Source organism: Marinobacter lipolyticus (assembly GCF_018424605.1).
Lineage (GTDB): Bacteria > Pseudomonadota > Gammaproteobacteria > Pseudomonadales > Oleiphilaceae > Marinobacter > Marinobacter lipolyticus_B.
Genome location: NZ_QTKT01000003.1, coordinates 290,264 through 312,445, shown reverse-complemented (window position 1 = coordinate 312,445; position 22,182 = coordinate 290,264). Strand labels below are relative to the sequence as shown.

Here is a 22,182-nt window from a genome sequence, read left to right as displayed (position 1 = left end):
CCCTTACTGCATGTGCCAGCCGTGGCTGACCACGATGGATTGGCCAGTCAGGGCTGCGGAGGGGAAGGCAGCCAGGTGAACGGCCAGTTCCGATACATCTTCCAGAGTCGTGAATTCCCCGTCCACTGTATTTTTCAGCATCACCTTGCTGATGACCTCTTCCTCGGAGATGCCCAGCTCTTTGGCCTGCTCCGGGATCTGCTTGTCCACCAGCGGGGTGCGCACGAACCCGGGGCAGATGATGTTGCTGCGCACCCCGTGTTCCGCCCCTTCCTTGGCCACCGCACGGCACAGCCCCAGCATGCCGTGCTTGGCGGCGACATAGGGCGCTTTCAGGGGGGAGGCTTCCAGCGAATGCACCGAGCCCATGTACAACATGGTGCCGCCGCCGGACGCGTACATCTGGTTGAGGGCCGCGCGGGTCAGCAGGAAGGCGCCATCCAGGTGAACGCTCATCACCTTGCTCCAGTTGCCGTACGACAGCTTGTGGAGCGGATCAATGTGCTGGATGCCGGCATTGGCAACGGCGATGTCCAGGCCGCCCCAGCGCGACGCTACGGCGTTGACGCCCTCATCCACGGCGCGTTCATCGGTCACGTCCATGGCCAGCGCCATGGCCGTGCCGCCGGCGGCCTCAATGGCGTCCGCCACCTGCTGGGCACCGGCCAGATCCAGATCGGCCACCGCCACTTTGGCCCCTTCGCGGCCGTAGTGCTCGGCTATGGCGCGCCCAATGCCGCGCCCGGCGCCGGTAATCAGGGCAATTCTGTTCTTCAGACGCATGGCGTCAACTCCTTGTTTTTATTGCTATTCAGTTGTCGGTACGGCGGGTCAGGGCCCTCCGTAGACCTCATTTGGCAGCCAGGTGGCCAGGGGCTCGAACCAGAACACCAGCGCCAGCCCCAGCAACTGCAATCCGATAAACGGCAACACACCCAGATAGATGTCCCGCGTGGTGACACCGCGCGGGCACACCCCTTTAATGTAGAACAGGGAGAAGCCAACCGGGGGCGTGAGGAACGAGGTCTGCAGGCAGATGGCAAACATGATGGCGAACCACACCGGTTCCACCCCCATGGAGAAAATCACCGGTGCCACCAGCGGCAGGATGATCAGGGTGATTTCCACCCAGTCGAGGAAGAAACCCAGCAGGAAGGTTATGAACAGCACTGTCAGCAGCACGCCGGTGGTGCCAAAGGGCAGGCCGGTGATGGCATCGCGGATGACGTCGTCGCCGCCCAGCCCCCGCAGCACCGCCGCAAACACCGTGGCGCCGATGAAGATACCGAAAATGAACGCGGTGGTGCGACTGGTCTGGTACAACGATTCCTTCAGCACCGCCAGGTCCAGCCGGCGGCTCAGCAGCGCCATCAACAGGGCGCCGGCGGCACCGACCGCCGAGGCTTCGGTGGTGGTGGCAATGCCGAAAAAGATCGACCCCAGTACCGCCATGATCAGCGCCATCGGCGGCACCACGGCCAGGAACAGGTCCAGCACCGCGCGACGGTCCAGCGGCTGTCGGTTTTTCGGCGCCGGGGCCAGGTCCTTCTTGATCCAGGAGGCGATGACTATGTACAGGATGTACATCGCGCCCAGCATGATGCCGGGAATCAGCGCTCCCATGAACAGCTTGCCGACCGACGCGTCGGAGGTACCCAGGCGGTCGGCCATCAGCACCAGCATGATGCTCGGTGGCACCAGAATGCCGAGGGTGCCCACCGAACAGGCAGTACCCACCGCCAGCGACTTGTTGTAGTTCGCCTGCATCATCGGCCCCAGGGAGAGCATGCCCAGCAACACCACGGAGGCACCCACAATGCCGGTGGACGCCGCCAGCAGGACACCCACAATCACCACGGTGATGGCGTAACCGCCCCGCAGCGGGCCCAGCACCCGCACCAGGCTGTGCATCAGCTTCTCGGCAATGCCGGAGCGGTCCAGCATGATGCCCATGAATATGAACAGCGGCAGCGCCACCATCAGCTCATTGGCGACCACGCCGTACAGGCGGGCATCGAGCGCGCCAATGGTGCCGGCCCAGGTAAACCAGAGATCGGCGTCGAAATACTCCACCAGTACAAACCCAACGCCGCCGAACACCAGGCCGATACCCGCCAGCGACCAGGCCACCGGAAAGCCCAGCAGCAGCAACAGCATAAAGCTGGCAAACATGGTGGTAACCAGAATTGCTTCCAAACCCATGACGTCTTTGCCTCTTGCTCAGGGGTGCGGATGGCCGCCGTTGCGGTCATCGCGGTGAACGTGGATTTCCCGCGGGAAGCGGAACAGCAGCGTGGTGCAGCGCAGCACACGGGAGAACATCGCCACCCACACCAGCATCAGCGCCAGTGGCAACACACTCTTGAAAATAAAACGATGGGGCAGCCCGCTCGGTGCCTGGGAGCGCTCGCTCAGCTCGAAGGCCTTGTAGGCGTAGGGCACCAGCACCTCAATCATCAGATAGACAATCGGCAGGGCCAGTAACACCAGGCCGGCCAGCTCAATGATGGCTTTCGCCTTCGGCGAGAACTTCTCATGCAACACGTCGACCCGGACATGGTCATCCCGGACCACGGCGTAGGCGAGGGTCAGCATCATCGCGGCGCCGAACAGATGCCAGGACAACTCCTCCAGCGCCACCGAACCGGCGTTCAGGACGAAGCGGGCAAACACGTTGGCCAGCACCACCACCAGTACGCCGATCCACAGCCAGGAACTGAGCTTGCCCACGGCCACCACGAATCGGTCGAGCTGCCAGGACACGCGGTTGTAGGGCAGGTCGTCGCTGGCCAGCGACGGGGCAGGCGCATCATGCGTATCGTGCGTTTCAGTCACGGGAACCTCGGGGATTTAACAGATAGGGAGGGCAGGCACCACCGCGGCGGTGCCTGCTTCACGCAATCGGGCTCTGATCAGTCGTACTGATAGAAATCCCGGGGCAGGTAGCCCTTGCTGTGCCAGATGGAGTGATGCTCCATGAACTCACGCTGACTGGTAAGCACACGGCGGAACATTTCGTCCTCGGCGGCAATCTCGTCCAGCACCTCGTTGGTGGCTTTCTCGAGTTCACGCAGAACCGGCTCCGGCAGGGTCTGGGCGTTCACGCCTTCGCTCTCGTAATCCCGCAGGGCGGTCGGCTGGGCGAATTCGCTCTGGGCGAAGCCTTTCAGCGTGGCAGACTCGCAGCCCATCTCGATCAGTGCACGGCTCTGGGGCTCCAGCTCGTTCCACACGTCTTTGTTGACCAGCAGATGCGAGGTGGTCAGAGTCTGGTGCCAGCCCGGCATGATGTAGTTCTTGATGATCTGGTCCAGGCCCAGCATCTTGTCGATCGCCGGCTGAGAGAATTCGGTGGCGTCGATGGTGCCGCGCTCCAGGGACTGGTACAGCTCGCCGCCGGGAATCATGGTCACTGAGGCACCCAGTTTTTCCAGCACCTTGCCGCCAATGCCGGCGAAGCGGATCTTCAGGCCATCGAAGTCATCCAGGCCTTCAATCGGCTTGGCGAACCAGCCCGCACCCTCGGGGCCGATGATGCTGCACAGCATCGGGTGGATGTTGCGCTCGTCGTAGATTTCCTCCAGCAGCGCCTTGCCCTCACCCTCGTAGTACCAGGCCAGATAGGCGGGCGGCTCCATGTTGAACGGTGCGCCGGAGTAAAGCGGCAGTGCCGGGATGGTGCCCTGATCGTAACCGACCCAGGTGTAACCGGCCGGGTACTTGCCCTCACTGACAGAATCCATGATCTCGAACGGCGGCACCAGCTCGCCCGGCTCGTAGTAACGCAATTGAACGTCACCGTCGGAGATCGCTTTCAGGCTCTCGGACAGGTGCTTGACCGGTGTGGTCAGGCCCACCAGATGAGAGGGGAATGCCAGCGGAACCTGCCAGCGGATTTTCTCCGCGGCCATCACGTTGCTGCTGATCATGCTGCCGGATAATACGGCGGCCGCGGCAACGCCAACACTCAGACGCGAAAGCTTCTGTTTAATCGACATGAAGATGATCCTTCTTGTTGTTGTCTTTGGCCTGTTGGCGTCAGCCAGCACAGGCCCGGGCTGAAGTTCAGCCAGAAAACGCAGGAAACAAAACCGACAGGGTCTTGGGGTCCAACGGTGAGCGTCAGTGTTGTTTTCTGCGTTGTTCTGACGTCCTGCACCGGAGAATCTGCAGGTGCCGTGCCAGACAAATAAATTGCTTATGAATCATAACGATAGGATTAAAACGCGAGAACAGCGCGGGCCAGACTGTCCGAAAAACCGGACAGCCTGAAACCTTAGTCGTAGGGAGTTGTACGGATGCCCGAACACTTGTCCGGAAATCAGGACATTCTGGCCAGTTTTTCGTAGAGGACCGAACGGGAAATGCCCAGCAGCTTGGCCGCCCGGGTGCGATTGCCCCGACAGGCCACCAGGGCCGATTCAATGGCCTGGCCTTCGGCTTCCGCCATGACCTGGGCCAATGGCCGAACCGGGCGCGGCGACAGGCTCGCCTGGGGACGGGAGCCATTGCGGGGCAGCACCTTGAAGATGGCGTCGGCATCCAGCAGGCCGTTTTCCTCACCCATGGTCAGCGCCCGTTCCAGCACGTTGCGCAGTTCACGGATGTTACCGGGCCAGTCGTAGCTGCTCAGCGCCGAGACTGCCGCATCGGTGATCTCGCCGCGCACCTCCAGGCCCTCGCCGATGTCCTCCAGCAGTGCCTCACACAACACGCCCAGATCCGCCAGTCGCTCCCGCAGCGGCGGAATGGGAATTTCCAGCACATTGAGCCGGTAATAGAGGTCCGAGCGGAAGCTGCCTTCGGCCATCATGGCCTCGAGGTTACGGCTGGTGGCGGCGATAACGCGCACATCCACCGACACCACCTTGTTGGAGCCCAGGGGTTCTATCTCGCCTTCCTGCAACGCCCTTAGCAGCTTGGCCTGAAGCGGCAGGGGCATATCGCCGACCTCATCGAGAAACAGCGTGCCGCCATTGGCGAGCTGGAACTTGCCTTCACGGGTGCGGCGGTCGGCGCCGGTGTAGGCGCCGGGCGCCACGCCAAAGAATTCCGCCTCCAGCAGATTGTCCGGAATGGCCGCCACATTGACCCCGACAAAGGGCTTGTCCGCGCGGGCCGACACGGAATGAATGGCCTGGGCCAACACCTCCTTGCCGGTCCCGGTTTCGCCCAACAGCAGTACCGGCATATCGCGACCGGCTGCCAGCCGGGCACGGCGCTTCACTTCCAGCGCCGCCGGGCTGGCGCCGACGAAGTCGCCCAGACTGTAACGGGTACCCCGGGCCTTCTTCGCCAGTGCCTTGCGGGCGGCGGCGAGATCCTGATGCAGCCGCCGGTATTTGCTGACCAGTGGCGTCAGCGGTTGCAGGTCGTCGTACAGCACGAAGGCCACCGCACCGACGATGGCCCCGTCCTCACCGAAGTAGGGCAAGCGGGTGACCACCAGCTGCTGTTTCTGATGTTCCATGATATCCAGCAACAGCGGTTTGCCGGTTTCCACCACTTCGGGCATGCGGGTGTGCGGGATCACGTCCCGCACGAAACGGCCGATGACCGCCGACGGATCCCGCAGCCCGAGCAACCCCGAGTAGCTGGCGTTGATCCAGGTGATGCGGCTGTCCACATCGACGGCAATTGCCCCGGCGCTGGCTTCCTCGAACATCGGGAACAGGGCTTCGATCAGTTCCCGGGTCAGGCCATTCTTCTTATTCTGGGCAAAGAGCTGTGTCATGGTCCGCTTACCGCAAGAGAGAGTGTCTTGCATGGTACAAAACCTGGGCAGCCCGTCAATCAGGGATGTGGAGCTGGTTCTCCGCAAACACGATGCGGTCCTGCACCGCTGGCCGGCGGCGGATGGGTGGCAGGTTGTCCGCCGACAGCGGGGTGGCCAGGTCACCCCGCGGCACTGCCCGCACCACCTGGCTTGGCGGCAAGGGCCGCTTCTCGGTCAGGTGGGCCCACACCAGATCCAGCGCCTGGAAATAATAATGATGCAGCGGCACGTAACGTTCCGCGATACCGGGGAAGCCGTTCAGCACATCCAGGTGATGGGCGTTGAGAATCTCATAGTACCGCAGCCGACTCTTCTTGCCCTCGACCCGCTGGTTGAGACCGACATAGGGCCGGGAGGTGTGATTGATCGGCAGGATTGCGTCGGCGCGGCCGGTTACAAACACCGTGGGTTTACCCTGCAGATCACCGGAGGCCCGCACCTCTGCGACACCTTCGGCGATGGCGCCGGCGAGGGTTTGCGCGGCCTCATCGAGCGCGCCGCCATCGACCAGATCGCGGCCCTCGACCAGGCTGCGCAGACACAGCAATGCATCCAGCCCGTAGTCCGCCTGGCCGGTGCTGGGTGAGGTGCTCGCGGCCAGGTGCGTGGGCTGACCCGGTGCATCGTCAAAGACAATGTTGACGCCGGCCGAGGGCGGAATGCCATTGCTGGCGGAGAACAGCGCCGCTTCGGTGGCTGGCGCAATTGGCGTTACGGCAGCGGTGGCGTCCGTTGCCGCCAGACTCAGCCCGCATACCCGGTCCTCCACGCCGGCACGGCCGTAGGCGTTGGCGTAGGTCATGGCTATGCTCTGGGCAACCGCCAGCCCGAAATGCACCGGTGCCAGCAGGTTCTGCTCGGGCTGGATGGCGAATTCTTCGTTAAGAATGCGCAGCGCATCGGTGGCCTGCTGCTCCACCGTGGCGCCGCTGACCAGCCCCCTGGCCGCCAGCGAGGTGCAGATATTCCTGCCCACCGCCGGCGGATTGAAGGCGGCGTTCAGCGGCGCCAGATCCCGAATCGACGGCGCCTGATTGGCACAGCCCTGGTACACCGCGAGCGCCGTGGTGTAGTCCAGCAGGCTGCGGCTGTGGTCGGCGATCACCGGACCGTCACCCTGGCGCAGGGTAAAGGAACGGTCCGGCCGTGGATTCACATTGGGCTCGGACACCGCCACGCCATCAATCAGGCCGCGCTCGTCCTGCTCGGCCGCACGCACCGAGGCGCCGCCGCCGTTGGAGACACTGGAGGCAATGACCAGGGTATTGCGCGGGTGAATGGTGATCAGACGTTCGCCATTACCCAGCTCACGGCCAAACGTTTCGTTGAGTACATAGAAGCCGAACTCAATGGACTGCAGCACGTGGGTCCCCCAATCCCTTTCCGGATTGACCTGGGAATGGGCATGCTTGTAGGCAAACCGGTCCGGCCATTGCTGGTTGAAGTCCTGCCGCTGGGCATCGGTCAGATCGGCGCGGAACAGCACCGGTTCATCAGCGGTGGTGAGCGTACCGTCAAGTCGCTGGGCGCTGTCGCTGACCAGGTTATGAGACCCGGTGCCAGTGCCCTTGTCGCTGAAGACCACGGCGCAGCCTTTCTTCAGGCCCCACTCGCCGGCCGTGCCGATGGCGCCATACACCCCGCGGGACCCGGACGACGGCGCGGTAACCATACAGGGGCGACGGGGATCAAAGCTGTCCGGTACCTGGACCATGACCGTTACCGGCACCTCGTGGCCGTCCACCCGCATCAGGGCCAGGGTCTCCTGCCCGGCAATCATGCCGTCACCGTCCACGCCCACGGCGGGCCCGAAGAAACGGCCGTAGCCGCCGCCGGGCACGGTATCCACCAGTGCGCGATAATTGTTGTAAATCGCCAGGCGGCGCAGTTCCTGCGGTGTCGGATTCAGGCTGTCGGCGAACGCGGGAGCAACGGGGCTGGCCAGGCCGGCAGCGCCCAGGCCGGCGGTCAGCAGATCGTCGGTGAGACCATCATAGTGGGTGCGCTGAACGTCGCTGACGATAAAATCGGGCAGGGTGTTGAAAGGTGGCTTGCCGGCCTTGCCGGCGGCGGAGGCCACACCGGTGGCCGCGATCAGGGTGCATAGCAGCAGTCGTTTCATCAGTCGATCCTTGTTTGTTGTTGTTAACGATCAGGCCGAACCTCAGGCGTTGCGGCCTGAACCGCCCCATGCGGATGTCGTGCCAATCCGCTAAGCTGCTGAAATGCCGTTCAATTCGAAATGAGCCCGGGGCTCGACCAGCGCCTTTTCCGGAATTCCGGACGCCTCCGCGCCAGTCGAGCCGGTTACGGGTGCCGCCGCGCCTGCCTCCGGGCCGGCGTCCTGAATCCCGGACACCGTCCGGAACCCCTGACAGGCGCCAGGATGCCCGCTGCAGGCATCCGGCACGCCCCCTGTGCCGTAGAGACAACAATGTGCTTCCACCAGCGAGAACAGTGACTGTGAACAACATGCTCCCCAAAGCCGTGGTGCTTGTAGCCATGGCCTGGATTGGCCTGTCAGGGTGCGCCACCCATCACGGCGTGCCGGAGGCCGACACGCCAGCCTGGCCCGACACCGAGTTCGAGGTGCGGAAGAGCCTGATCTACACCCCCGACGACTGGCCGGAGCCGCTGGCTGCCGATCTCTACTTGCCCGGAACCCGCAGTGGCGGCGACCAGCCGGTGGTACTGCTGGTGCACGGCGGAGGCTGGGAGCGGCGCTCCCGCGACGACATGACCGGCATTGCGGAGGATCTGGCCAGCCGCGGCTTTGCGGTGATGAACATCGACTATCGCTTTGCGCCGGAGTACACCTTTCCGGCGCAACTGCACGATCTGCAGGTGGCCATGCACTGGTTGCACCGCAACGGTCGTCGTTACGGGCTCGATACCGGCAACATCAGTGCTTTCGGGTTTTCCTCCGGCGCCCACCTGGTGTCGCTGATGGCGCTGGTGGCCAGTTCCGGCAGCGAGCTCAATGCTCCCCACGGCGGGCCGGCCACGCGACCGGTGGCGGTGGTGGCCGGGGGCATACCCGCCGATCTGCGGGCGTTCGGGTCGGGCAAGCTGATCCGTCAGTTCCTCGGTGGTGAGCAGCCGGACATGCCGGAGGTGTATCGCCAGGCTTCGCCGGTTGCCCATGTCACGGCGGATGCGCCGCCGTTCTTCCTGTTCCATGGCGCCATGGACATGCTGGTGCCGGTCCGCCAGGCGCGATGGCTACGGGAGGAACTGGAGAACCACGGTGTCGAGACTGAATTCTATGAAATGCACCTGCGCGGTCACATCACCAGCTTTCTGACCTCGGGCCAGGCGGTGGACCGGGCCACGGACTTTCTGCTGCGGCACGCTGCGCCGCCGGTGGTCACTAGCCGATCCGCACAAACGGCAGCAGGCTCAGGGCGGCAATAACCACGATAGCCAGGCACGCGGCCAGGGTGGTGACCGGCTTGTGTCGCAGCCGGAACCAGAAACCGCCGGTTGTTCCCTGGGCCAGGCTGTGCTCGTACGCCTGCCGTTGCCGCTCCAGCCGGCGCCGCTGATAGTCGGTCAGCAACTCTCGCGCCCGGGCGGCTTCCTCGGCATCGTGCACCCAGAACCCACCCATGCTGATGCCCCACCGGCTGGGCGGGGTTTCGTAATAGCGAACGCCGTGGGACTCGAACAGCTCACGGATTTCGTCGGCTTCGTCGTCGGGGACATGGCGGAGATTCATCAGGTGATGGGGCATGGTATGTCTGGTATCGGCAGCGGGAATCCCTATATCCTAACACTCACAGGGACCATCGACCGAACTTGCTACCGGGATGTTGAATGACCGAAAGCCCCCTCCGCCTGTTGCTGGATTTTGACGCCAGGGTACGCCGTGACCAGGAACAGCCGCCGACGTTCCTGCACCGGCGGGACCGCAAGTTCGCGCTGACCTGCCGCGACAACGGCCTCACCCCGGGGCCGCGGCAATGGCTGGAGTACCTGGACCGGGCCAATGGCCCGAATCGGCAGTCCCCCAGCGACGGGCCGATCCGGCGCTGGTGGCAGATCAATCTGGGGTTTGTGGCCGCCGGCGCCGTGTTGGGTGCGCTGACCATGCTGGGCCTGCTGTTTTACGACGGAGGCCAACGCATCAACATCACCGTGATTCTCGGCTTCGTGTTGCTGCAATGCCTGCTCGCCGCGTTCACCAGCGTTCAGGCCCTGGCCGGCTGGCAACCCTGGCGCCCGGTGCTAAACCGTTTCGCCGCCAGTACGCCCACCGGCGTGCTTAACCGGCTGCAGCCGCAGCTGATGGCGCGGGCCGCCCACGCTGGCGGCGTGGCCTTTGGCATTGCCGGGCTGGTCACCCTGCTGGTGCTGGTGGTGATCCAGGACCTGGCGTTTGGCTGGAGCACCACCTTGAACACCGACAACCGCAGTTTCCTCGGTCTGGTGCAGGCCATCGCCACACCGTGGCACTGGCTGTGGCCCGCCGCCGTGCCCGACGCCGCCCTGGTGGACGCCACCCGTTTTTTCCGGGCCGGCACCGACAGCAGTAGTGTGAACCCTGCCCGCCTCGGCGACTGGTGGCTGTTTGTCGCCATGCTCTGGCTGTTCTATGTGATCGCACCGCGGCTGGTACTGGCGGGCGCCAGCCAGCTTCATCTGCGCCTGCGGGCCCGACGGTTGCTGCACCAACACGCCGGCATGACCGCCCTGCATTACCGCATGGAGACCCCGAGCCTGGACACCGGCAACGCACACAACGACGCCGAACATCAGCCCGACATCACCACCCACAACCAGTTGCGGCCGCTGCCGGAAAGCGACCTGGTCATCTGCTGGGCCGGCGCCGGTGAGCCGGAACTGCCCGACGCCCTCAGGGGCCCGGAAACCCTGGTGCTGCGGGCTGGTGGTCGCGCCTCGCTGCAGGACGACGCCGACACCCTGGCCAACGCTGCAGCACAGCTGGCGCGCATCACGCGCCCCGCGGTCATTGTCGCGACCCGCAGCTGGGAGCCGCCCACCGGAGAGCTGCAGGACTTTCTGGAACAGGCCCGTGAGCAATGGCCGGCGGCCAGTCACGTGGCGATTGTACCGCTGGCGGAAGCGGCCGCGGACGAGCCGCCGCGCCACCAGCTGCAACAATGGCTGCGATTCGCGGAACGGCTGGGCACGGAGTTTGTTCACGTCAGCCAGCCCCAGATGACGCTTTACAATCCCTATCGCGGTGAGGATCACAGCCATGGGTAGCGCACCGGTGTTTGCCGTGGTCGGCCACCCCAACAAGGGCAAATCCAGTGTGGTCGCCACCCTGTCCCAGAACGACGCCATCGCCATTGCCCTGGAGCCGGGGACCACCCGCCAGCGCCAGCCATACCCATTGACGGTGGATGGCCAGACGCTTTACACCCTGGTGGACACCCCTGGCTTCCAGCGCCCCCGCCGGGTATTGGCGTGGCTCGAGGCTCACAGCGCGTCCGCCTCCGACCGGGCCGAAACCGTGGCCGCCTTTGTCACCCAGCATCGGGATGACCCCCGCTTTTCCGACGAATGCGAGCTACTGACGCCGCTGATCGACGGCGCCGGCATCATTTACGTGGTGGACGGGTCGGTGCCCTACAGCGCCGAACACGAGGCGGAAATGACCATCCTGCGCTGGACCGGCCGCCCCAGCCTGGCACTGATCAACAGCATCGGCACCGACGATCACAGCGACACCTGGCAGGCGGCACTGGGGCAGTTCTTCCAGGTGGTTCGCCGGTTCGATGCGGTGCGTGCGCCGTTCGACCAGCATCTGGGTCTGTTACGGGCGTTTGGCCAGCTGGAGCCCGACTGGGAAGCGCCACTGGCCGAGGCCACCCGGTTTCTTGCCGGCCAGCGTCAGCAGCGCAAGCGCCATGCGGCCTCGCTGATCGCCCGTGCGCTGGAAGACATGATGGGGTTTCAGGAACGACGCACCCTCACCCTTGATCAGGTCGCCGGCACCAGCGACGCCAATCTGGCGGACACCCTGCGACGACGCTGGTACCAGCGGCAGCGTCAACGGGAACAGACACTGCGCGTGTCCATCGAGCGCCTGTACCAGCACAACCGCATCCAGCGCCAGGAAGCGGAACTGGAATGGCACAACGAACACGATCTGTTCAGCGAGGACAGCCGGCGGGCCTGGTCGGTGAGCAAGCGCTACCTGGCCACCGCCGGCTTTGGCGCCGGCGCGGTCGGCGGCGCCGGCATTGATGCGCTGACCCTGGGGCATTCCCTGGGCGCCGGGGCGCTGGTGGGCGGTCTGCTGGGCGCCGCCGGCAGTTATTTCTACGGCGATCGCCTGGCACTGCCGGCGCTGAAGATCGGCGCGCTGCAGGATGGCCTGAAAACCGCCAGCTTCGGCCCTGTACAGGACAGCCAGTTCGGCTACGTTGTATTAGGGCGGGCCGTCGATCATTGGTGGCACATCAGTCAGCGCAACCACGCCGGGCGCGACCTGCTGGACCTGGCGCCCGCGGACAGCCACTGGCTGGAGACCCTGGACCGCCACAGCCGGCAGGCGATCCAGCGGGCGTTCGACCGCTGCCGCAAACAGCGTCCGCCCGACGACCGGCTGCGGGCCGACTTCATCACCGCGATCGAGCATGCCATGACGGTCTACGACGATTGGCGGTTGAACCGGACGTGACAGGGATGTTTATACTGTAAGGCTATTCCATCACACAATGAGGAATGCGAATGAAAATTGTACGAGTGCAAGACATCATCGGTACCGAGCGTGAAGTCAGTGGCCCGGGCTGGACCAGCCGCCGCATGCTGCTGAAAAAAGACGGCATGGGTTTCTCGTTCCACGAGACCATCATTCCCGCAGGCGCCGAACTGAACCTCTGGTACAAGCACCACCTTGAGGCGGTGTACTGTGTCGGCGGCAACGGCACCATCACCGACAAGGCCACCGGAGAGACCCATCAGATCTCCGACGGCACCCTGTACGCACTCGACCAGCACGATCAGCACACCCTGCGGGGCGGCACCGAGGACATGCGTCTGATCTGCGCCTTCAACCCGCCGGTTACCGGCGCCGAAGTGCACGACGAAGACGGCGCCTACCTGCCGGACACCAGCGAAGACTGACCCGCTCTCCGTGGCTGATCCCCGGAGCGCCACCGCACCGCCACCGCAGGCATCACTGCTTCCGGTGGCGGTGTTGCTTTGGCTGGCCGGCGTTTACCTGCGCATACCGGTGCTGGTGGCACCGCCGCTGGCCCCCTTCATCAGCGACGAACTGGCCCTGTCCCAGGCACTGACCGGGGCACTGACCACCCTGCCCATCCTGATGCTCGCGGTCGGCTCCATGCCCGGCTCCCTGGCCATCGCCCGCCTCGGCCCCCGCAACACCCTGGCCCTGGCGATGGTGATCATGGTCATCGGCTCCGCCGGGCGCGGACTGGTGCCGGACACCCTCACCCTGATGCTGGCCAGCGCCGTCATGGGCCTGGGCGTGGCGATGATGCAACCGGCACTGCCGGCCCTGCTGCCACGGTGGCTGGAACCTCACCATCTCGCCCTGGGCTCCGCCATCTACATGAACGGCATGCTGATGGGCGAGTTCATCGGCGCCGGCATCACCCTGCCGGTACTGATGCCACTGCTGGACAACAGCTGGCGCGCCACCATGCTGGCCTGGTCCCTGCCGGCGCTGCTGGTGGCCGCCGCCCTGTTCCTGCCCCGACGGGACCGCGCCCGCCCCCAAAGAAACGTGGCCTGGCTGCCGGACTGGCGCAACCCGCTCACGCTGCGTATCGGCCTGTTGCTGGGGCTTTCCGGCTCCATGTTCTTCGGCCTCAACGCCTACATGGGCAACCTGCTGCAACAACAGGGGCACTTCGAGAAACTCTCCGAAGCCCTGTTCTGGTACAACATTGCCCAGGTGTTTGCCTCGCTGATAATGCTGAAAATGGCGAGATACTGGGTCGGACGCCGCTCCCTGATCATCATCATGGCCACCATCAGCATCATCGGTACTTTGGGCACCGTGCTGTTCACCGGCTGGTGGGCTATCGCCAGCGCCACCCTGATGAGCTTCGTCGCCGGCATCCTGCTGATCCTGCTTGTCGCCGTGCCACCGCTGGTCATGCCCCCGGAGGAAACCGGCCGCCTGTCCGCCGGGACCTTCCTGGTGGGCTACACCCTGGCGTTCTCAGTACCCATGCTCGGCGGCGTACTCGCCGACTGGACCGGCGACGTCCGCCACGCCCTGATGGTGATGATCGCCTACAGCCTGCTAGTACTCCCCCTGGCCTTCACCCTCGACCTGAAAAAACAAAAGGGTCAACCCGAAAGCTGACCCCCTATAAGTGACGACCCCACCAATGGCCGAACGGCCGAGGGGCGGGATGCCTTTTCCGCCGGGAAAAAGATGTCTGAGCGCAGCGAGTTATTTTTCCCAGAGGAAAAGGCATCCCGCCCCGCGGCCAGACTCCCAACTCAGATGTAATAGTCCTTAAGCGGCGGAAAGCCATTAAACTCCACCGCACTGTAAGTCGTGGTATAAGCCCCGGTCGACAACCAGTACATCCGGTCGCCAATCGCCAGGTTCAGCGGCAGCGGGTACTTGTGGTGCTCGTACATGATGTCCGCGCTGTCGCAGGTCGGACCGGCAATCACGCAGTCCTCGCCCTCGCCCACCTTCTCGGTCCAGATCGGGAACTTGATCGCCTCATCCAGCGTCTCGATCAGCCCGCTGAACTTGCCCACATCGGTAAACACCCAGCGGTGCAGGGCGGTGCGGGATTTCCGCGAAATCAGTACCACCTCACTGACCAGCACACCGGCGTTGGAAATCAATGAGCGGCCCGGCTCAATGATGATCTCCGGCAGGTTGTCACCAAAGTCCTCATGGAGAAAACGGGCGATTTCTTCCGCATACACCTTCAGCGCGTTGGTACGGGTGATGTAGTTGGCCGGGAAACCACCGCCCATATTGATCATCTTCAGTTCGATGCCGTCTTCTTCTTTGAGACGCTCGAAGATCACTTTCACTTTGCCCAGGGCGGCGTCCCAGGCGCCGATTTCCCGTTGCTGGGAACCCACGTGGAACGATACGCCGTAAGGCACCAGGCCCAGGTCGCGGGCCAGAATCAGCAGGTCCATGGCCATGTCGGTCTGGCAGCCGAACTTGCGGGACAGCGGCCAGTCAGCGGTCAGGGTGCCCTCGGTCAGAATACGCACGTAAACCTTCGAGCCCGGAGCCGCCTTGGCGATGTTGCGCAGGTCCGCTTCGGAATCGGTGGCGAACAGGCGCACACCCTTCTCGTAAAAGGTGCGGATGTCCCGCGCCTTCTTGATGGTGTTGCCGTAACTGATGCGCTCGCCAGTCACGCCCAGCGCCATGACTTTATCCAGCTCGTAAACCGACGCAATGTCGAAATTCGCCCCCTTGTCGCGCAGCATGGTGAGAATCTGCGGCGCGGGGTTGGCCTTCACCGCGTAGTAAACGCTGGCGTACGGAAAGCCTTCCACCAGCTCGTTGTACTGACGGTCGATGGTGGCGGTATCGATCACCACGAACGGAGTTTCTTTGGTATCGGCAAGCGCCTTGATACGGGCAAAGGTCTCGGCATCGTAGTAATCAGCAAGCGTGGCGTTGGCAGACTCGGTCATGGACAGTGTTTCCCTCCAGCGGGCAAACGGGCATAAAAAAGGGGCGCTACAGCCTGGCTGCAGCCCCCCCGGAATTGGCGCGATCATCGGGCTTTTTTTCGCGGCCGGATATGAGCATATCTACCCATAAGCGACTGTCTTGCCAACACCTCCTCTGAGGCCTGTGCTGTCCTTATTTCTGCGGCGAAAGTAGGCCAAGCGGTGGTGAATGTCGTAGAAAATCCCTATAGTTGATCCGAAATTTTCAATTCAATCGCCAGGGAGCAGGCCGTGGTCCAGTCCAGTATTCGTGTTGCTATCCTCGGTCTTGTCCTGTTACTTGCCGCCTGCGCTGACAATGCCAACCAGCCCGACCACCGCCAGCCCCTGCCCACCGCGGTGCAGACGCCGGTATCGTTTGACGACGACGTCAGACCGATCCTCGAGACCAAATGCCTCGCCTGCCACAGCTGTTTTGATGCGCCCTGCCAGCTCAAGATGGAATCCGCCGATGGCCTGATCCGCGGCGCCCACAACCGCCCGGTGTATAACGGTGCCCGGCTGGAGAACCAGCAACCCACCCGGCTGGGGCTGGATGCCACCAGCGAACAACAGTGGCGGGACCTGGGGTTCTACTCGGTGCTGGCCCGCGGCGAGGACACCCGCAGCCTGTTCGAGAAGATGATTCGCCTGGGCAAGGAGCGCACGTTTGCGCCCAACAGCAAGCTGCCGGAGGAGATCGAGCTGGGCATCGCTCGCCAGAACCAGTGCACCAGCAACGCCGACTTTGCCGACTACGCCGAGGACCATCCCTGGGAAGGGATGCCCTTGGCGGTCACCGGGCTGACCGACGACGAGTACGCCACCCTGATCGGCTGGCTGCAACAAGGCGGTGCCCTTTCTCCGGCGCGCCTGACCGTCAGCGATGACGAGCAACAGCAGATCGATCGCTGGGAACGCTGGCTCAATGGCGACGGCAACGAACAGCAGTTAGTCAGCCGCTGGCTATACGAACACCTGTATCTGGCCCGGCTGTATCTGGAAGACCGGGGCGCCGACACCCGCTTCTTCGAAATCCTGCGCTCCGCCACCCCGCCCGGCGAAACCATTGCGCCTGTCGCCACCACCCGCCCCAACGACGACCCGCAAGGGCCGGTGTATTACCGCATCCGTCCGGTCAAAGGCAGCATCGTTCACAAGCGCCACATCACCTTCGCTTTTACGCCGCAGGTGCGGGAGCGTACCCGTGAGCTGTTCTCTGGCACTGACTGGCAGGTGGACACACTGCCGGGCTACGGGGCCGAAGAGCGCGCCAACCCGTTTCTCACCTTCCGCGCCATTCCGCCGCGGGCCCGCTACCAGTTCATGCTGGATAACGCCGAATACTTCACCCGCACCTTTATCCGCGGGCCGGTGTGCCGGGGGCAGATCGCTACCGATGTCATCCGCGACCATTTCTGGACGGTGTTCCAGGACCCCGATCACGACCTGTTCATCACCAACGCCGACTATCGCGAGCGGGTAACCGAGCTGCTGGCGCTGCCGGGTCAGGACACCGACTTATTGGCTCTGGGCAGCAACTGGCTCGACTACAGCGACAAACGCAACCGTTACAACACCCTGCGTGCCAAGGCGTATCGCCTGGCAGTACCGGACGGCGCCAGCCTCGACCACATCTGGGACGGTGATGACCACAATAACAACGCCCTGTTGACCATCTTCCGCCACCACGACAGCGCCTCGGTGCAGCGGGGGTTGATCGGTCAGGTACCGCTGACCACCTGGTGGATGGACTACCCGCTGTTCGAGCGCACCTACTATGAGCTGGTGGTGAATTTCGATGTGTTCGGCAATGTCGCCCATCAGGCCCAGACCCGGCTCTATTTCGACCTGATCCGCAACGGCTCCGAGCAGAACTTCCTGCGTCTGGTTCCACCGGGGGAGCGTAATCGGGTTCTACGCGAGTGGTATCGGGGCGCCGGCGACCTCAAGCTCGATTTCACCTACGCCGAAATGGACGACTCCGCGCCGGCGGACGTGCCCTACGCCACCGGGTCCTACACCGACGAGTTGGGGGCTCGCATGCTGCTGCGCTTCGAGAACCTCAACGCCGAGGCCCGCGATCCGATCAACCGGTGTGGCGGCAGTGACTGCGGACGCGACAACGAAGCCGAGTGGATACGCAGCGCCGATCAGGCATTGTCGGAACTGGCCGCCACCCGCGCGGAATTCCTGCCCGCCATCGGTTACCTGCCCGACGTAAGCTTCGTGTGGGTTCATAACGACAGTGGCGCGCGCACCGTGTACACCCTGATTCGCGACCGCGCCCACAGCAATGTCGCCTTCCTGTTCGGCGAGGATCTGCGCTACGAGCCGGAAAATGACAAGCTGACAGTCTATCCCGGGGTCATCGGCAGCTACCCGAACTTCATGTTCGATGTGCCGGCCCAACAGCTGCCACTGTTTACTGAGCAGCTCGCCGCGCTTGACGAGCAGGAGGATTTCGAACGCATCGTCAGCACCTGGGGCGTGCGACGCACCCATCGCCAGTTCTGGTCGATCCTGCACGACATCACCGCCTGGCAGCGGGAGCACCAGCCGTTGCAGGCCGGCATCTTCGACATCAACCGTTACAAGAACCTGTAACCACCGCTCCTAGACCGCCACCGGCCAGAGCGGCTCCGGCTCGGTGGGCCCGTCCGGATCTTCCGGCGCCCACTGGCGACGCAGATACCCGAGCACCGCCTCTTTGAGTTCGTTGCCCTGGCCCAGCCCCTGGGTGCCGAACAGGCGGTTGAACTCCAGCACGTAGGAGTAACCGTCCACCAGTGCAATGTCGAAGCCGGCGTGATCCACCTCCAGCTCCCGCGCCAGTTTCAGCGCCAGCTCGGTGACCGACGCCGGCACCGGGCTGGCATCGATCCGGCCACCCCGCGCCACGTTATTGTAAAAGCCCTGATCGGCCTGGGTGCGCCAGTAAGCCGTCACCACCTGATCGCCGACAATCACCACCCGCACATCACGGTCGATGGGCAGGTATTCCTGAGCGTAGAGCACCGGCGCAATCTCACAATAACGACGCCAGTCCTCCGGCGTTTCGATCAGCCAGACACCCTCTCCCATGCTGGCTTTGGGAAGCTTGGCCACAAATGGGTGTGCCATGGCAGACCAGATCCGCTCACGCTCGTGGGGGCCGTTCGCTTCAATCATCGTCCAGGGGGTGTGCTCCGGAGCCACGGCCTGGAACGCCCGCGTCATTTCGACCTTGTCGTGGCCAATGCGGTAGCTGGCCACGCTCGGAAACACCCGGCACTTCAGGCCGTGCACCAGAGCGTTCAGCTGCCAGTATTCGGGAAACAATACCCAGTCGGCCTCCCGCAGCAATTCCTTGTGGCGCAGGAACTGATCGGGCTTGAGCACGGTGGTGTGGGGATAACCGAGGGTTCGGAAGATATCGAAGGAAACAAGGTGCATGGTACAGCGGCACTCAGGGTTGAAGTGCGCGCATTTTATACAGCGGCTGGTGGTTGGCAAGCTGTTTTTTGGTCTGGATTTGGGTTCGGGCTTTGGGCTTTTGGCTTGTTCCAGGACTGGATTGGTTGGGGGAGGGCACGGGGGTGAAATCTATTTTTGAACGGAAAAGAACTTTCTGCGCTCAGACACCTTTGTCCGCTCAAAAATAGATTTCACCCCCATACCCAATCGGTACTCCAGTTGTCGCATCAACTTACCAAGGGTGGGCTTGGGTTTGTCCGGGAGAAAAGACTTCTAAAATTTGGGCTGTTTGTCGGATTACGGCTTTGCCTTATCCGACCTACGGTACTACTCCGGTATCCGGGAGTTTTACAAAACATCTTTTCGCTTTGTCGTTAAGTCGAGATATCGGGTCTGTCAGCTAGAGCGGGGTGGAGGGGTATTTTTATCCGCCGGAAATGGGTGTTTGAGCGCAGCGAGTTCCATTTCCAAGGAAAAAATACCCCTCCACCCCGATCAACCCCCTCAACCCGCAGTCCTACAAAAAGATTACAGCGCCGGACGCTTTTTGGTCCCCTGCTGCGCCACGGCAGTCAGAGGGTCCTCCGGCCAGGGATGCTTTGGGTAGCGGCCACGGGTATCTTTGCGAACCTCCGGATAGACGTTGCGCCAGAAGCTGGCCAGATCGGCGGTGACGGCCAGTGGCCGCTGGGCTGGTGACAGCAGGTGGATCACCACGGCTACGCGCCCTCCGGCCACTTTCGGGGTCTCGGTCCAGCCGAACAAGGCCTGGAGTTTGGCGGCCAGCACCGGGCCGTTGTCGGCGGTGTAATCGAGGCGCACCTGCTGCCCGGTGGGAATGGTCAGGGCCACCGGCGCCAGGGTCTGCAGACGTTGCTGTTGCGAGTAATCCAGCAGGCTGTTGAGGGCGGCCAGCAGATCCAGGCGGCGCAGGTCCGACCAACTCGCCATGCCCGCCGTGAACGGCCCGAGCCATTGTTCCAGGCCGGCCAGCAGCGCCGCCTCGCGGACATCCGGCCAGCCGTCGTCGGGACAGGTTTGTGCCAGCAGCTGAACGCGGGCGCACCACTGGCGGCTGCTGTCGGTCCAGTGCAGGCTTTCCAGCCCTTTTTTGCGGATGGCGCTGAGCAGGCCCTGCTGGATCAGCTCCGGCGCCACCTGCGCCAGGGGTTTCTCCTGCAGCACCAGCTCACCGAGTGTTCTCACCCTACGCGCCACCACCCTGCCCCGGGCTTCATCCCACAGCGCCTCCTCCCACTCGCGGATATGACTGGCCAGATCCTGTTCCAGATCCGTCAGATCGACCGGTGCCGCGAGATAGATGGTCGCCTCCCGGGCCTGGCCATCCAGCTCGGCGGCGACCAGCCAGTCGTGCCGGGCCAGCGGATCGTCGTTCCGCAAGGCGGCGCCTTTACCGTTGCTGAGCTGATAGCGCGGCGCATCGCCGGGGCGGCGACGGGCGATGCGGTCGGGATAGGCCAGCGACAATAACCGGCCGACTTCGGTTTCTGTCGGAGGCTCTTGGGAGCGGCTGTCGTTGCCGGCCAGACGCCCGGCGGCCTGGCGCACCGCCTTCAGGCGGGCCGGATCCAGCGACGACTGGCCGCGCTCGCCGTGCAGCACGCGAACGCGTTCGTGCATGTCCGCCCCGGCACTGGAACCCAGCAAATCACGCTCACCCAAGAGCGCGGCCAACTCCGCGGCCAGAAGCCCGAACCCCAGCGCCCGCCCGCGCAACACCATGTGGGCAAGGCGGGGGTGGATGCCCAGTTCGCGGGCGGCTTTGCCGTGGTCGGTGATGGCTCCCTCGCCATCCAGCATATCCAGCCACTGCAACAGCGCCACCGCCTGCTGCCAGTGCGCCGGCGGCGGCGCATCAATCCATGTCACGCCCGCGGCGTCGCGGGCGCCCCACTGGGCCAGCTCCAGCACCACCGGCGCCAGGTCCGCCTCAAGAATCTCCGGCGGCGTGTACTCCGCCAGCCCGAACTGCTCCGATTCGCTCCACAACCGGTAACACACCCCGGGCTCCACTCGCCCGGCCCGGCCTTTGCGCTGTTCCGCCGAGGCTTTGGACACCCGGCCGGTCACCAGCCGGGTCATGCCGCTGTTGGCGTCAAACACCGCCCGGCGCTGCTGGCCGCTGTCGATCACCACCCGCACGCCTTCAATGGTCAGACTGGTCTCGGCAATGGCGGTGGCCAGCACCACTTTGCGCTGGCCGTCGGTGGCGGGCGCAATGGCGCGATCCTGCTCTTCGGACTTCAGGTTGCCGTAGAGCGGCGCAATCACCACCGACTGCGGCACCTGCCCCCGCAACTGCTGTTCCACCCGCCGGATTTCGCCGGCGCCCGGCAGAAACACCAGTAGGGAGCCGGCCTGGTCCCGCAGCGCCTCGTGCACCACCGCAACCACCTGATCCACCACACGGCCCTGGCGAGGCAGCGGCCGGTACATCACCGCCACCGGAAACGCCCGCCCCTCGCTGCTGATCACCGGGACATCGCCGAGAATCCTGGCGATGGGCGCGGTATCCAGCGTCGCAGACATCACCAGCAGGCGCAGATCCTCCCGCAACGCCTGCTGGGATTCCCGCACCAGCGCAAGGCCAAGGTCGGCCTGCAGGGAGCGCTCATGGAATTCATCAAAGATCACCGCGGCGTAGTCTTCCAGCATCGGATCGCTCTGGATCAGCCGCGTCAGAATGCCCTCGGTCACCACCTCGATGCGGGTCTGCGCCGATACCTTGGTATCCAGCCGGGTGCGATAGCCCACCGTCTGCCCCGGTTTCTCCCCCAACTGACTGGCCATGAAGCGGGCCGCCGACCGCGCCGACAGACGCCTGGGTTCCAGCATCAGGATCCTGCGATCACCCCGCCACGGGGCATCAAGTAACGCCAGCGGCACACGGGTGGTCTTGCCGGCGCCGGGGGGAGCCTGCAGCAGGGCCGTGGTGGTGGTATTCAGGGTGTCGGTGAGCTCTGGGAGGATGTTGTCTATTGGGAGCATGGTTTTTGGTTTGGTCAGGTCTGCTGGGTTTGGGGGAGGGCACGGAGGTGGATTCATTTTCAAAGCGGAAAAGAACTCGCTTCGCTCAAACACCTTTGTCCGCTTTGAAAATGAATCCCCCCCATACCCAACGTAACGCCAGTTTTCGCATCAACTTACCATGGTTAGGCTTGGGTTTGTCTGAGACAAAAGGTTTTAAGGGATGGAGCAGCTCGTCGGATTACCGATCTACCTGATCAGACCTAAGGTATACCGAAGTCTTCCAAACCATTTTTTTCACTTTGTCTTTAAACAGC

Annotated in this window: 16 protein-coding genes; 6 read left to right on the top strand and 10 right to left on the bottom strand. The window is 63.7% G+C overall.

Translation table 11 applies throughout. From position 1 onward, the window contains the following. Positions 1-3 precede the first annotated feature (3 nt). The 6 genes from DYI22_RS06100 to DYI22_RS06075 form a co-directional block, all read right to left on the bottom strand. A complete protein-coding gene (locus DYI22_RS06100; RefSeq protein WP_213477155.1) occupies positions 4-783 on the bottom strand; it encodes a 3-hydroxybutyrate dehydrogenase in 780 nt (259 codons plus the stop codon). Between the two features lie 48 nt (positions 784-831). Further along, positions 832-2,202 carry a TRAP transporter large permease gene (locus DYI22_RS06095; RefSeq protein ID WP_213477154.1) on the bottom strand — a complete coding sequence of 457 codons (1,371 nt, stop codon included), beginning with the start codon at positions 2,200-2,202 and terminating at the stop codon, positions 832-834. An 18-nt stretch (positions 2,203-2,220) separates the two neighbouring features. Next, positions 2,221-2,835 (bottom strand): TRAP transporter small permease subunit, encoded by a 615-nt coding sequence (locus DYI22_RS06090; protein WP_213477153.1) that lies wholly within the window; start codon positions 2,833-2,835, stop codon positions 2,221-2,223. A 77-nt stretch (positions 2,836-2,912) separates the two neighbouring features. After that, positions 2,913-3,998, bottom strand: coding sequence for a TRAP transporter substrate-binding protein (locus tag DYI22_RS06085; protein ID WP_213477152.1), 1,086 nt, complete (start codon positions 3,996-3,998; stop codon positions 2,913-2,915). A 323-nt stretch (positions 3,999-4,321) separates the two neighbouring features. Next, positions 4,322-5,734, bottom strand: coding sequence for a sigma-54 interaction domain-containing protein (locus DYI22_RS06080; protein ID WP_213477151.1), 1,413 nt, complete (start codon positions 5,732-5,734; stop codon positions 4,322-4,324). 55 nt (positions 5,735-5,789) lie between these two features. Beyond that, positions 5,790-7,898, bottom strand: coding sequence for a 3-hydroxybutyrate oligomer hydrolase family protein (locus DYI22_RS06075; protein ID WP_213477150.1), 2,109 nt, complete (start codon positions 7,896-7,898; stop codon positions 5,790-5,792). Between the two features lie 350 nt (positions 7,899-8,248). Between DYI22_RS06075 and DYI22_RS06070 the strand changes: the two genes are divergently transcribed. Next, on the top strand, positions 8,249-9,190 hold the full coding sequence (locus DYI22_RS06070) for an alpha/beta hydrolase (protein ID WP_213477149.1): 942 nt from the start codon (positions 8,249-8,251) through the stop codon (positions 9,188-9,190). On the opposite strand, the gene DYI22_RS06065 is transcribed toward DYI22_RS06070, so the two are convergent. Further along, the gene (locus tag DYI22_RS06065; RefSeq protein ID WP_213477148.1) at positions 9,147-9,509 is read right to left on the bottom strand and encodes a DUF6164 family protein; all 363 of its coding nucleotides are present in this window, start codon (positions 9,507-9,509) and stop codon (positions 9,147-9,149) included. The two genes, DYI22_RS06070 and DYI22_RS06065, sit on opposite strands and share 44 nt — an antisense overlap. 83 nt (positions 9,510-9,592) lie before the next feature. Here DYI22_RS06065 and DYI22_RS06060 point away from each other — a divergent pair, with 83 nt between their 5' ends. The 4 genes from DYI22_RS06060 to DYI22_RS06045 are packed head-to-tail and all read left to right on the top strand — an operon-like array spanning position 9,593 to position 14,087. Further along, on the top strand, positions 9,593-11,005 hold the full coding sequence (locus DYI22_RS06060) for a DUF2868 domain-containing protein (RefSeq protein ID WP_213477147.1): 1,413 nt from the start codon (positions 9,593-9,595) through the stop codon (positions 11,003-11,005). Then, positions 10,998-12,428, top strand: a complete 1,431-nt coding sequence (locus DYI22_RS06055) for a GTPase/DUF3482 domain-containing protein (RefSeq protein ID WP_213477146.1) — start codon at positions 10,998-11,000, stop codon at positions 12,426-12,428. Before DYI22_RS06060 ends, DYI22_RS06055 begins: the two co-directional genes overlap by 8 nt. A 50-nt stretch (positions 12,429-12,478) precedes the next feature. Then, positions 12,479-12,874: an ectoine synthase gene (locus DYI22_RS06050; protein ID WP_213477145.1), complete on the top strand. Its 396-nt coding sequence runs from the start codon at positions 12,479-12,481 to the stop codon at positions 12,872-12,874. A 10-nt stretch (positions 12,875-12,884) separates the two neighbouring features. Continuing rightward, the gene (locus tag DYI22_RS06045; protein ID WP_213477144.1) at positions 12,885-14,087 is read left to right on the top strand and encodes a CynX/NimT family MFS transporter; all 1,203 of its coding nucleotides are present in this window, start codon (positions 12,885-12,887) and stop codon (positions 14,085-14,087) included. Between the two features lie 140 nt (positions 14,088-14,227). Here DYI22_RS06045 and DYI22_RS06040 read toward each other — a convergent pair whose 3' ends face one another. Continuing rightward, entirely contained in the window at positions 14,228-15,403 is a 1,176-nt protein-coding gene (locus tag DYI22_RS06040; RefSeq protein ID WP_213477143.1) for a type III PLP-dependent enzyme, read from the bottom strand. 270 nt (positions 15,404-15,673) lie between these two features. Between DYI22_RS06040 and DYI22_RS06035 the strand changes: the two genes are divergently transcribed. Next, the gene (locus DYI22_RS06035; RefSeq protein WP_213477142.1) at positions 15,674-18,028 is read left to right on the top strand and encodes a fatty acid cis/trans isomerase; all 2,355 of its coding nucleotides are present in this window, start codon (positions 15,674-15,676) and stop codon (positions 18,026-18,028) included. 9 nt (positions 18,029-18,037) lie between these two features. Here DYI22_RS06035 and DYI22_RS06030 read toward each other — a convergent pair whose 3' ends face one another. Next, on the bottom strand, positions 18,038-18,856 hold the full coding sequence (locus tag DYI22_RS06030) for an ATP-grasp domain-containing protein (RefSeq protein WP_213477141.1): 819 nt from the start codon (positions 18,854-18,856) through the stop codon (positions 18,038-18,040). 549 nt (positions 18,857-19,405) lie between these two features. After that, positions 19,406-21,886, bottom strand: coding sequence for an ATP-dependent helicase HrpB (gene hrpB / locus DYI22_RS06025; protein ID WP_213477140.1), 2,481 nt, complete (start codon positions 21,884-21,886; stop codon positions 19,406-19,408). Between the last annotated feature and the right edge of the window lie 296 nt (positions 21,887-22,182).